Below are 13132 nucleotides of genomic sequence, written 5' to 3'. Positions count from 1 at the left end.
AGCTATAGCGACAAGTCCTGCAACCGCTCAGATAAAGGTTCCTGAGCCGACTGTTCTGCGTCAATGTCATCCTTAACTTGTTGATACCAGGTCTGTTCATCCCACAGTTCAAACTTGTTAAACTGTCCAACCAGCATCACTTCTTTTGTCAGGCTCGCATGCTGGCGCAGTGTATTGGCCAGCAGCAGACGACCTGCGTTGTCCATCTGACACTCACTGGCATGACCCAATAACAAGCGCTGCACACGGCGCTCAAGTGGGTTCATGCTGGATAAGCGAGACAGCTTTTTTTCGATAATTTCCCACTGGGGTAAGGTATAAAGCAGCAGGCAGGGTTGATGAAGGTCAATGGTACAGACCATTTGACCCTGAGATTCCTCAATCAGCATTTCACGATAGCGCGTTGGTACGGCCAGACGTCCCTTGCTGTCAAGGTTGACTAACGTTGCTCCACGGAACATGCCAGCCTTTCCCCTCAGTCACCCGTTTTCACCACTTTATCCCACTTTTTACCACGAAACGAGTTTACGGAGCCGACGAAATCCTTGTCAAGCCGGAGCGGGCGCTGAATAACACTATTTCCTGCTAATAGAATTAAATTTAAGAGGCGATAAATTGGGAAGGAATGAAAAAGTGAAAATTAACCTGATGAATAATGGAATAAAAATTTTCCCGGGCAGAAAAATGGCTAAAAATAACACAATTTCATATCGAATTTTATTTACGCCTGATTCTGCGACAAAGGCGGCATTTTAAGGGATTTCCGAAAGAAGCGCGATCCCAGTCCCGTCAGGCGCGGGTTTATGCGTTGCTGAAAATCCAGCCGAATCAGAAAGATTAACAATTCTAAAATGTTAGCAGGCGTGGCGATTATTTACGCTTTTTTACGCTGAGAATCTTATCAAAAATAGAATTCCCGCGATAAAAAAGGCAGCGGGCAGCAATTTTGCTGCCCTTTTCTTCATTCTGTTTTGCGGCTTAATTGCCCCCGGCGAAATAAATTACGCCGTATGCGGGTTAAACCAGGTTTGGGTTTACGCGGTTCATCAAGACTGGCGAGTACCAGCTCCAGCACGCGCTCAGCCACATCACGATGACGCTGCCCTACCGCGAGTACCGGACACTCCAGAAAGTCCAGTAATTCGTGGTCGCCAAACGTGGCGATCGCCAGGTCTTTGGGCAGACGGCCATGTTGCTTCAGCGTGACATCCATCACTCCTTGTAACAGACCAAAGGAGGTCGTAAAAAGCGCCTCCGGCATGGGGTGATCCTCAAGGTATTTTTCAAACAGCGCCGCGGCGGCGCTACGCTCAAAACTGTTGCAGTAGAGATACTCAACCGGACGCGGATCTTCTTTCCAGGCGTCACGAAAGCCGCTTTCACGTAAAAAACTCACCGACAGCTCTGGCAGCGCGCCGAGGAAAAGCACATTTTTTATCGCCAGCTGGCGCAATTCAGCCGCCAGCGTATACGCATCTTCCTGATCGGCCCCTACCACACTGGTAAAGTGTTCACGATCCAGCGCGCGGTCAAGGGCGATAATCGGCAAAGGATTGTTAATCCAGCGCTGATAAAAAGGATGTTCTGGCGGCAGCGAGGTGGAGACGATAATGGCATCCACCTGACGCTGCAGCAGATGTTCAACACAGCGCATCTCATTATCCGGCTGATCTTCAGAACAGGCGATCAGCAGCTGATAACCTCGCTGCCGCGCCTGACGCTCAAGATAGTTAGCGATCCGCGTATAGCTGCTGTTTTCCAGATCGGGGATCACCAGGCCAATAGACCGCGTCCGGCCCGCGCGCAAACCGGCGGCCACCGCATTGGGATGGTAATTATGCTCTCGCACCACCGACATCACTTTTTCCACGGTTTTGTCGCTGACACGATACTGCTTCGCTTTGCCATTAATGACATAGCTGGCCGTTGTACGCGAAACGCCCGCCAGGCGCGCAATTTCATCCAGTTTCACAGGAACCCCACACCTCAACAACGCTTTGCTGGCGAAAATAGCCGCAGTTTAGCGATGGATTATGCTTTTGTTACATCTAACAGCAGAAAAGTGGCGGGAGCAACCGCTTTTGTCAGTGAAGGCGCGTTAATGCATAAAAATAAAAAACCCGACTTTACGCCGGGTTAGCTGATTTTTTACTGACGCGCACAGCGCATTTAACGCATCACGCGGTCGCCACGTGCCACACCGACGACGCCGGAACGGGCCACTTCAACAATTTCCGCCACGTCACGTACGGTGGTCAAAAACGCATCAAGCTTGTCGCTGGTCCCGGCAAGCTGAACCGTATACAGCGACGGCGTGACGTCAACAATCTGACCACGGAAGATCTCTGCGCTGCGTTTAACCTCTTCACGCCCGTAACCGCTGGCCTGAATTTTCACCAGCATAATTTCGCGTTCGACATAAGCGCCCTGCCCCAGTTCGCTTACGCGTAAAACATCCACCAGTTTATGCAGCTGTTTTTCAATCTGCTCCAGCACTTTTTCATCGCCAACGGTCTGAATCGTCATGCGTGACAGCGTAGGATCGTCGGTCGGCGCAACGGTCAGGCTCTCAATGTTATAGCCGCGCTGAGAGAACAACCCGACCACGCGAGACAATGCGCCGGATTCGTTTTCCAGCAGAACCGATAAAATGCGACGCATAATTAAGTCCTCTCCGTTTTGCTCAACCACATTTCGTCCATAGCGCCACCGCGAATCTGCATCGGATAGACATGCTCGCTGCCATCGACGTTGACATCAACAAACACCAGACGGCCCTTCGCCAGCTCAGCCAGCGCAAGACTCAGCTTATCTTCCAGCTCCTCAGGACGCTGGATGCCGATCCCCACATGCCCATAGGCCTCAGCCAGACGGACAAAGTCAGGCAGCGATTCCATATAGGATTGCGAATGGCGACCGGAATAGATCATATCCTGCCACTGTTTCACCATGCCGAGGAAACGGTTGTTCAGGTTCAGTACCAATACCGGCAGGTTGTACTGCAACGCGGTGGAGAGCTCCTGAATATTCATCTGGATGCTGCCGTCACCGGTCACACAAATCACCGTCTCCTGCGGCAACGCCATTTTCACGCCCAGCGCAGCTGGCAGGCCGAATCCCATGGTGCCAAGCCCCCCGGAGTTAATCCAGCGCCGCGGTTTGTCGAACGGATAATAGAGCGCCGCAAACATCTGGTGCTGCCCCACATCGGAGGTGACATAGGCCTCGCCGTGGGTTAAACGCCAGATAGTTTCGATCACCGCCTGCGGCTTGATCTTGTCACTGCTGCGATCGAATTCCAGGCATTTACGGCTGCGCCAGGTCTCAATCGATTGCCACCAGTCACGCAGGCTGTCATACGGCTGCTTAATTTCAGTATGCCCCAGCAGCTCCAGCATCTGCTGCAACACCTGACGGGCATCACCGACGATAGGAATGTCGGCCGCGACCGTTTTCGAAATCGAGGTGGGATCGATGTCGATGTGCATGACGGTGGCATTCGGGCAATATTTTGCCAGATTATTGGTGGTGCGATCGTCAAAGCGCACGCCGATGCCGAAAATCAGATCCGCATTGTGCATCGCCATGTTGGCTTCATAAGTGCCATGCATGCCGAGCATGCCTAAACAGTGCCGATGCGTGCCGGGGAAAGCGCCCAGGCCCATCAGTGAGGAGGTGACAGGAATATTCAGCGTCTCTGCCAGCTGAAGCAGTTCAGCCTCACAGGCGGAGGTGATGGCACCACCACCCACATAGAGCACCGGCTTATGCGCAGCTAACAGCGTCTGCAGCGCACGTTTGATCTGGCCTTTGTGCCCCTGAATGGTCGGGTTATAAGAGCGCATGCTGACCGTCTCAGGCCAGGCATAGGGCAGTTTATTCGCCGGATTGAGGATATCCTTGGGCAGATCGATCACTACCGGGCCGGGGCGACCGCTGGCCGCCAGCCAGAACGCCTTCTTCAGCACCACCGGGATCTCTTCAGTGCTTTTTACCAGAAAGCTGTGCTTCACCACCGGACGGGAGATCCCCACCATGTCGCATTCCTGGAACGCATCATAGCCGATCAACGAAGAGGGTACCTGGCCTGAGAGCACCACCATCGGTATGGAATCCATATAGGCGGTGGCGATGCCGGTAATCGCATTGGTCGCGCCGGGACCAGAGGTGACCAGCACCACGCCCACTTCGCCGGTGGCGCGTGCATAGCCGTCCGCCATGTGGACCGCGCCCTGCTCATGACGCACTAAAATATGGTCGATACCCCCTACCGTCTGCAGAGCGTCATAGATATCGAGCACCGCTCCGCCCGGATAACCGAATACCTGCTTTACCCCCTGGTCGATCAACGATCGGACGACCATTTCGGCTCCTGACAACATCTCCATTTTCTGCCTCCAGGCTTAAGGAGCGAAACAGGTGGCGCAAGTGATACCTGCCAGCCTCCGGTTTCCGCGTCCTGTGCGCCAATTAGATCAAAACCTTATGTTTACCCCCGGCGGAAAGATTGTACTGCCGCCCTCCGGGTTCAGAGAATTTTGCTGAGTTCATTCTGGTGAGAGAAGGAGGATTACCATAACCGCAGAAAAGTAAGCAGGCAAACGCCAAACACGCGCGCCGGGGGAATTAACTGCGGAAAAGGCGCTGTAAGGAAAGAGAACCTTGCGAGGAATAAACTAATTGAACGCCACAAGCGCAGTTGAATATGCTGCGACAATAATTATTTTCAGCGCGATGTAAGAAATATTTAAAATTTCATTTTCTTTCGCTCAGGCCACTATTTTAGCGCCAGCATCTTTTATGGTGTTATTATCTTCCAGTGTGACTTCCGACATGAGATTCCTCTGCAGCGTGGCCGCCTCCCGTCTGCCTGCGCCCGGACCATTTAATTAGCTTAATCATTAAAAATCAGTGAATTATATAAGAAAAATGATGCCACTCCTGCCGCGCCGCGCGCGCTGGCTGATTGCCGTGCATGATCTTTTTTCATTAAACTGCCAGCCCGGTTAATCACAGGATATTTTTCTTTCTCGCTGCGCTTAATAACCTTTCACTTATGGTTGACATCCCACGCTTAATCCAGTAACTATAGATGCAACAGAAAAATTTATTGAGGTTGGAATCCATGTTCGCTTCATTTCGCCTGTCAGGACTACTACTACTTAACGCATTTGCATTGCGCGGTAGTCTTGTGGGCGAAAACTAACATTGATTTGAGCCTGCAGAAAATTAAAAACCCGCGCCTTGCGCGGGTTTTTTTATGCTCGTGACACAGGCGAATTAAACGCAAAAGGATGAACTGAATGAGCCAGCAAGTCATTATTTTCGACACTACTCTGCGTGACGGTGAACAAGCCTTACAGGCAAGCCTGAGTGTGAAAGAAAAACTGCAGATCGCCCTGGCGCTGGAGCGGATGGGGATTGACGTGATGGAAGTGGGCTTCCCGGTCTCCTCACCCGGTGATTTTGAATCAGTTCAGACCATCGCCCGCACCATTAAAAACAGCCGTGTCTGTGGGCTGGCGCGCTGTGTCGAGAAAGATATTGATGCCGCTTATGAAGCGCTGCGCGTTGCCGAGGCCTTCCGTATTCACACCTTTATCGCCACCTCGCCGATGCATATCGCCACCAAATTGCGCAGCACCCTGCCGGAGGTGATTGAGCGTGCGGTCCATATGGTAAAACGCGCACGCAACTATACCAGCGACGTCGAGTTTTCCTGTGAAGATGGCGGCCGCACTCCGATTGACGATCTGTGTCGGGTGATTGAAGCCACCATCGACGCCGGTGCCACGACGATCAATATTCCCGACACCGTGGGCTATACCCTGCCGGGCGAGTACGCCAACATCATCTCCTCGGTGATGAATCGCGTGCCCAATATCGATAAAGCGATTATCTCTGTACATACCCATGACGATCTGGGCATGGCGACCGGTAACGCGCTGGCTGCGGTGCAGGCAGGCGCGCGTCAGGTTGAGGGTACGCTGAATGGCCTGGGCGAACGTGCCGGTAACTGTGCGCTGGAAGAAGTGATCATGGCGATCAAAACCCGCGCGCAGATCATGAACGTGCACACCAATATCCAGCATCAGGAGATTTACCGCACCAGCCAGATCGTCAGCAAAATCTGCAACATGCCGATTCCGGCGAACAAAGCGGTGGTGGGTTCCAACGCCTTTGCTCACTCCTCCGGTATCCATCAGGATGGCGTGCTGAAAAATCGCGAAAACTATGAAATCCTGACCCCGGAATCGATTGGCCTGAATAAAATCCAGCTGAACCTGACCTCACGCTCCGGCCGCGCCGCGGTGAAACACCGCATGGAAGAGATGGGCTATAAAGAGTGCGACTACAACCTGGACATGCTGTACGACGCTTTCCTGAAACTGGCCGACAAGAAAGGTCAGGTGTTTGATTACGATCTGGAAGCGCTGGCCTTTATCAATAAGCAGAACGAAGAGCCGGAACATTTTCAGCTGAAAGAGTTTAACGTGCAGTCTGGCTCCAGCATCACTGCCACCGCCTCGGTCAATCTGGGTTGCGGCGACGAAGTCAAAGCGGAAGCCGCAACCGGTAACGGTCCGGTCGATGCCGTCTATCAGGCGATAAACCGCATTACCCAATACGATGCGGAACTGGTGAACTACCAGCTGACCGCCAAAGGCCACGGCGAGAATGCGCTGGGTCAGGTAGACATTGTGGTGAATTATAACGGCCGTAAATTCCATGGCATCGGCCTGGCCACCGATATTGTTGAATCTTCAGCCAAAGCAATGGTGAACGCGTTGAATAACATCTGGCGCGCCAAACAGGTTGAAAAAGAATTGCAGCGTAAATTTAAGTCTGAGCAGAAGGAAACGGTATAAATGTCTGAGAACTCTCATATCGCAGTATTGCCCGGTGATGGCATTGGCCCGGAAGTGATGGCGCAGGCCATGAAGGTTCTGGACGCCATTCGCCAGCGCTTCGCGATGCGTATCACCACCAGCGAATATGATGTTGGCGGTATTGCCATTGATCATCACGGTGAACCGCTGCCGCCTGCCACGGTGGCAGGATGTGAACAGGCTGATGCCATTCTGTTTGGATCCGTAGGCGGCCCAAAATGGGAACATCTGCCGCCAGCCGCGCAGCCCGAGCGTGGCGCCCTGCTGCCGCTGCGTAAACACTTTAAACTGTTCAGTAACCTGCGTCCGGCTGCGCTCTATAAAGGACTGGAAGCTTTTTGCCCGCTGCGCAGCGATATCGCCGCCCGCGGATTCGATATTCTCTGCGTGCGTGAGCTGACCGGCGGCATCTATTTCGGTCAGCCGAAAGGCCGCGAAGGCAGCGGTGCGCACGAACGCGCTTTTGATACCGAAGTCTATTACCGTTTCGAAATTGAGCGTATCGCGCGTATCGCCTTTGAGTCAGCACGTAAGCGTCGTCGCAAAGTGACCTCGGTCGATAAAGCCAACGTACTGCAATCGTCCGTGATGTGGCGCGAAATTGTGAATGAAATCGCGAAAGATTATCCCGATGTCGAACTGAGCCATATCTATATCGACAACGCCACCATGCAGCTGATTAAAGATCCGTCGCAGTTTGACGTGTTGCTCTGCTCTAACCTGTTCGGTGACATCCTCTCTGATGAGTGCGCCATGATCACCGGATCCATGGGGATGCTGCCATCAGCCAGCCTGAACGAAGAAGGCTTTGGTCTGTATGAACCTGCGGGTGGCTCTGCGCCGGATATCGCCGGACAGAATATCGCTAACCCGATCGCGCAAATTCTGTCGCTGTCGCTGCTGCTGCGTTACAGCCTGAATGCGGATGAAGCCGCCGACAGCATTGAGCGCGCCATCAACCGGGCGCTGGAGGAGGGTTACCGTACCCGCGATTTGGCTGGTGACGGTCCGGCAATCAGTACCGATGAGATGGGCAGCATCATTGCCCGCTTTATCGCAGAGGAAAAATAATAATGAGTAAAACTTTATACCAGAAGTTATTTGATGCACATGTCGTCTATGAAGCGCCAGAAGAAACGCCGCTGCTGTATATCGATCGTCACCTGGTGCATGAAGTGACCTCGCCGCAGGCCTTTGATGGCCTGCGCGCCCACGGACGTAAAGTGCGTCAGCCGGCAAAAACCTTTGCCACCATGGACCACAACGTCTCGACGCAGACCAAAGATATCAATGCCTCTGGCGAGATGGCGCGTATTCAGATGCAGGAGCTGATTAAAAACTGCGCCGAGTTCGGCGTACAACTCTACGATCTGAACCACCCTTACCAGGGCATCGTGCACGTGATCGGTCCGGAACAGGGCATGACGTTGCCAGGCATGACCATTGTCTGCGGCGACTCCCATACCGCTACCCACGGCGCTTTCGGCGCGCTGGCCTTTGGTATCGGCACCTCCGAAGTAGAGCATGTGCTGGCGACCCAGACCCTGAAGCAGGGCCGCGCTAAAACCATGAAAATTGAGGTGCTGGGCGAAGCGGCATCAGGCATCACGGCCAAAGATATCGTGCTGGCGATCATCGGTAAAACCGGCAGCGCGGGCGGCACCGGCCACGTTGTGGAGTTCTGCGGTCCGGCCATCGAAGCGCTGAGCATGGAGGGTCGCATGACCCTGTGCAACATGGCGATTGAAATGGGCGCGAAAGCGGGCCTGGTGGCGCCGGATGACACAACCTTCGCTTACCTGAAAGGGCGTCAGTTTGCACCGCAAGGGGAGCAATGGGAACAGGCGGTGGATTACTGGCGTACCCTGAAATCGGATCCTGACGCGCAATTCGATCGTGTGGTGACGCTGCAGGCCAATGAGATCGCGCCGCAGGTGACCTGGGGAACCAACCCCGGCCAGGTGATCGCCGTTGATCAGCAGATCCCGGATCCCGCCTCCTTTGCCGATCCGGTAGAGCGCGCCTCTGCAGAGAAAGCGCTGGCTTATATGAATCTGCAGCCGGGCATCCGCCTGACGGAAGTCAATATCGACAAAGTATTTATCGGCTCCTGCACCAACTCACGTATCGAAGATCTGCGCGCCGCGGCGGCGATTGCCAAAGGGCGAAAAGTGGCGCCGGGCGTAGTGGCGATGGTGGTACCGGGTTCCGGTCCGGTGAAAGCGCAGGCGGAAGCGGAAGGCCTGGACAAAATCTTCCTCGAGGCGGGTTTTGAATGGCGTCTGCCGGGTTGCTCCATGTGCCTGGCAATGAACAATGACCGTCTGAATCCGGGCGAGCGTTGCGCGTCTACCAGCAACCGTAACTTTGAAGGCCGTCAGGGTCGTGGCGGACGTACTCACCTGGTCAGCCCGGCAATGGCCGCCGCAGCCGCGGTGACCGGTCATTTTGCCGATATTCGCGAACTGAGCGCAGGAGCATAAGTCATGGCGAAGAAATTTACCCAACATACAGGCATTGTGGCCCCGCTGGATGCCGCTAACGTAGATACCGACGCCATCATTCCCAAGCAGTTCTTGCAGAAGGTGACGCGCACCGGTTTTGGTCAGCATCTGTTTCACGACTGGCGCTTTGAAGATGACGCCGGTCAGGTGCCGAACCCCGATTTTGTGCTGAACAAGCCCGAATACAAAGGCACCAGCATTCTGCTGGCGCGGGAAAACTTTGGCTGCGGCTCTTCACGCGAACACGCCCCCTGGGCGCTGACCGATTTCGGTTTTCAGGTGGTGATCGCGCCCAGCTTTGCTGACATCTTCTATGGCAACAGCTTTAACAACCAGCTGCTGCCGGTGAAGCTGAGCGAAGAGGAGGTGGATGAGCTGTTTCAGCTGGTCGCTGCCCAGCCGGGCATCAGCTTTACCGTTGACCTGGAAGCGCAGACCGTACGCGCCGGTGATAAAAGCTATTCGTTTGTCATCGACAGCTTCCGTCGTCACTGCATGATTAATGGCCTCGACAGCATCGGACTGACCCTGCAGCACGAAGGTGCCATTACCGATTACGAGCAGAAGCAGCCCGCTTTCCTGCACTGATCAACAGACGGGCGGCCCAGGCCGCCCTTTCTTCAGGCGTCTTTCACGCGCGCCACCAGTATCAGCGCCATCAGCGCCATCCCGCACGCCACCCAGTAAACCGCATAGTGCCCCAGATGTTCACTCACCGCGCCCTGAATCAGCCCTGCCAGAATCATTCCGGTAGAGATCGTGTTTGAGAACAGCGTGGTCGCCGCCCCGGGCCGTCCCGGCATCAGTTCCTGAAACCAGAGCATCCCGATCCCGGCAATAATGCCGATGAAAATGGCGTTAAACAGCTGCAACACCATCAGCGCCGTACGCGACTGGAACAGTACCAGGCCGAGATAGAACAGCACTCCCGCCGCCACGGCGATCAGCATCAGCTTGCGTTTACCGAGGCGTTTTGCATAGTAGCCCGCCAGCAGCATAATCGGAATTTCCAGCCCGGCCGCAGTGCCCATCAGCAGGCCTGCCAGATTTTCGGGCAACCCGAGGGTGGTGCTGATATAGAGCGGCATATCGATGATATACATGGTGCTGCAGGTCCACATGCTCATCGAAGCAAGAAACAGCAGCCGCACATGAGGATCTTTCCAGGCGCTGAGCTGCGTTAATACCACCTCCGGCGACTGCACCACGCGTGGCACCGAAGGCAACGTCAGCCAGATCAACAGGATGCAAACCAGGAACAGCAGTGCTGCCACCAGAAACAGGGTGACAAAGCCGTAGTTGAGCGCCAGAGAAAAGGAGAGCGGCGGTCCAATCACCCAGGCAAGGGAGAGCTGCGCCCGCATAATCGAACTGAACATCACCACTTCATGGGCAGAGCGATCCGCATACTCGCGCGCCAGTGCAAAGATTTGCGGCATCGAGACGCTGGCCAGCGCAGACAGCAGCACGCCGAAGGTGATCAGTGTCAGGTAATGACGGTTAAAGGCAAACAGCAGCGCATTCAGCAGGGCGATGGCGCAACAGAACAGGATCAGCTTACGCCGATCGCCGCGGTTATCGGATCGCTTCGCTACCAGCAGGCTGATCACAATGCCGGCAATGGCATTGATGGTAAAGAACAGCCCTACCCAGAAAGGACGCGCCTGCACCTCGCGCGTCAGAAACAGGCTCAGCACAGGAGCCTGCAGCGCACCAGCAACGCCAATCATAAAGGTGACAACCATAAAGGCCAGCAGCACTGGATTAAAACCACGTGGCCGCGTAAACAGCGATTTCATACCGGAATCCCTTACAGGATGAAAAGCGAGGAGAAAGGAAGCGTAGAAGATTCCATAGCCGCAGGAAAAAAGCCAGCAGAGTTCACACTGCTGGCGGTGTAAATGCACCTGCTCAGAAGCAGCCTCACGCGAGGCAAGATCCTGTCAGAGCGCCATTCATCGCTGAATGCCTCCCGCTCTTCCATTGGTGTTTATAGTGCCGCTAATATAAGGCAAGAAAAACAGAGCACTTTTTACCGGGAGTTCCTCTTTTATGCCCTCATCCCGTTTACAGCAGCAGTTCATCCGCCTGTGGCAACGCTGCCAGGGCGCGCCGCAGGAGACTACCCTGGATGATCTCGCGCTCCAGCTAAACTGTTCACGTCGTCACATGCGTAACCTGCTGAACGCTATGCAGCAGGCGGGCTGGCTCAGCTGGCAGGCCGCGGCGGGACGCGGTAAGCGCTCCCGTCTTCTCTTCCACGCCACCGGACTGGCGTTACAACAACAGCGCGCCGAGGATCTGCTGGAGCAGGAGCGCATCGAGCAACTGGTACAGCTGGTCGGGGATAAAAACCAGGTGCGCCAGATGATTGCCGCCCATCTCGGTCGCAGCTTCCGCCAGGGAAAACATATTCTGCGTGTGCTCTACTATCGCCCGCTGCTGAACCTGCTGCCGGGATCACCGCTGCGTCGCTCGGAATCCCATCTGGCACGTCAGATTTTCAGCGGCCTGACGCGCATAAATGGGGAAAACGGGGAAATCGAACCCGATATTGCCCATCACTGGCAGCAGACCGCCCCGCTACGCTGGCGTTTCTTCCTGCGCCCCGCGATCCGCTTTCATCATGGGCGCGAGCTGGAGATGGCTGACGTGCTGACCTCGCTGCAGCGCCTGCGCAGTCAGCCGCTGTTTGCCCATCTGCACACCATCACCTCCCCCGCGCCCTGGACGCTGGATATCGAACTCAGTGAGCCCGACGCCTGGCTCCCCTGGTTGCTCGCCAGTGTCAGCGCCATGATCCTGCCGCAGGAGTGGCCCGAATTAAGCGATTTCGCCCGCCAGCCGGTAGGCACCGGTCCCTACGCCGTGGTACGCAACCAGCCGTCGCAACTCAAAATCGCGGCTTACGATGACTACTTTGGCTATCGCGCCCTGATCGATGATGTCTCTGTCTGGGTGCTGCCGGAGATCAGTAACGAACTGGCCGTCGCCGGGGTCCGGCTGGAGGGGGTTGACGGCGTGATAGCGGATCAACGCTCGGAAGAGAGTCGGCTGGAAGAGGGCTGCTACTTTCTGCTGTTTGATCAGCGCTCCGCGCAAGGGCGCGATGCGCAGATTCGTCACTGGGTCAGTTATCTGTGCAATCCCATTGCGCTGCTTAATCAGGCGGGTGCGGACTATCAGCGCTACTGGTTTCCCGCCTGGGGCCTGCTGCCGCGCTGGCATCACCGACGCGATCTGACGCCGGTAGAGAAGCCCGCCGGACTGCATAGCCTGACGGTCACCTGCTACAGTCAGCATGTAGAACATGAGGCGATTATTGCGGCGTTGCGTCCTCTGCTGGCGCAGCAGGGGGTTACGCTGCATGTACAGCAAATCAGTTACGAAAGCTGGTTCCACGGCGAGGCGCAAAGCGATATCTGGCTGGGCAGCATCAACTTTACCCTGCCGCTTGATTACTCCCTGTTTGCCCAGATGTGTGAAATCCCCCTGCTGCAGCACTGTCTGAGCAACAACTGGGCGCAGGATGCCGCACGCTGGCGTCAGAAAGCCCTACCGCTGACAGAATGGTGCAAAACGCTGGTAGAAAGCCACCAGCTGCATCCACTGTTTCATCACTGGCTGCTGCTGGAGGGGCAGCGCAGCATGCGCGGGGTGCGCATGAATACCCTGGGCTGGTTCGATTTCAAATCAGCCTGGTTTGCGCCGCCCGATCTGTGACGCTTTCGTCCGACG

10 protein-coding genes are annotated in these 13132 nt (G+C 55.3%); 5 read left to right on the top strand and 5 right to left on the bottom strand.

Annotated features, from left to right (window positions below):
- Positions 1-2 precede the first annotated feature (2 nt).
- From mraZ to ilvI, 4 genes are all read right to left on the bottom strand, one after another.
- Positions 3-461 carry a division/cell wall cluster transcriptional repressor MraZ gene (gene mraZ, locus E0E17_RS10355; protein ID WP_130833994.1) on the bottom strand — a complete coding sequence of 153 codons (459 nt, stop codon included), beginning with the start codon at positions 459-461 and terminating at the stop codon, positions 3-5.
- Between the two features lie 500 nt (positions 462-961).
- Positions 962-1972, bottom strand: coding sequence for a catabolite repressor/activator (gene cra / locus E0E17_RS10350; protein ID WP_130833993.1), 1011 nt, complete (start codon positions 1970-1972; stop codon positions 962-964).
- Positions 1973-2169: 197 nt separating this feature from the next.
- The gene (gene ilvN, locus E0E17_RS10345) at positions 2170-2661 is read right to left on the bottom strand and encodes an acetolactate synthase small subunit (protein WP_130833992.1); all 492 of its coding nucleotides are present in this window, start codon (positions 2659-2661) and stop codon (positions 2170-2172) included.
- 2 nt (positions 2662-2663) lie between these two features.
- A complete protein-coding gene (ilvI, locus tag E0E17_RS10340) occupies positions 2664-4388 on the bottom strand; it encodes an acetolactate synthase 3 large subunit (protein WP_130833991.1) in 1725 nt (574 codons plus the stop codon).
- Between the two features lie 915 nt (positions 4389-5303).
- Between ilvI and leuA the strand changes: the two genes are divergently transcribed.
- The 4 genes from leuA to leuD are packed head-to-tail and all read left to right on the top strand — an operon-like array spanning position 5304 to position 9982.
- The gene (gene leuA, locus E0E17_RS10330) at positions 5304-6869 is read left to right on the top strand and encodes a 2-isopropylmalate synthase (RefSeq protein WP_130833989.1); all 1566 of its coding nucleotides are present in this window, start codon (positions 5304-5306) and stop codon (positions 6867-6869) included.
- Positions 6870-7961: a 3-isopropylmalate dehydrogenase gene (gene leuB / locus E0E17_RS10325; RefSeq protein WP_130833988.1), complete on the top strand. Its 1092-nt coding sequence runs from the start codon at positions 6870-6872 to the stop codon at positions 7959-7961.
- A gap of 2 nt (positions 7962-7963) precedes the next feature.
- Positions 7964-9373, top strand: a complete 1410-nt coding sequence (gene leuC, locus E0E17_RS10320; protein ID WP_130833987.1) for a 3-isopropylmalate dehydratase large subunit — start codon at positions 7964-7966, stop codon at positions 9371-9373.
- A gap of 3 nt (positions 9374-9376) precedes the next feature.
- Entirely contained in the window at positions 9377-9982 is a 606-nt protein-coding gene (leuD, locus tag E0E17_RS10315; protein ID WP_130833986.1) for a 3-isopropylmalate dehydratase small subunit, read from the top strand.
- A 32-nt stretch (positions 9983-10014) separates the two neighbouring features.
- On the opposite strand, the gene E0E17_RS10310 is transcribed toward leuD, so the two are convergent.
- Complete coding sequence (locus E0E17_RS10310; RefSeq protein ID WP_130833985.1) at positions 10015-11193, bottom strand: MFS transporter; 1179 nt, start codon at positions 11191-11193, stop codon at positions 10015-10017.
- 253 nt (positions 11194-11446) lie between these two features.
- Between E0E17_RS10310 and sgrR the strand changes: the two genes are divergently transcribed.
- Complete coding sequence (gene sgrR, locus E0E17_RS10305) at positions 11447-13117, top strand: HTH-type transcriptional regulator SgrR (RefSeq protein WP_130833984.1); 1671 nt, start codon at positions 11447-11449, stop codon at positions 13115-13117.
- Positions 13118-13132 lie beyond the last annotated feature (15 nt).

The sequence above is a fragment of the [Erwinia] mediterraneensis genome (genome assembly GCF_900604315.1).
Classification (GTDB): Bacteria; Pseudomonadota; Gammaproteobacteria; order Enterobacterales; family Enterobacteriaceae; genus Pantoea; species Pantoea mediterraneensis_A.
The sequence above is the reverse complement of the archived record's forward strand: the minus strand, read 5'-3'. Positions and strand labels throughout refer to the sequence as shown.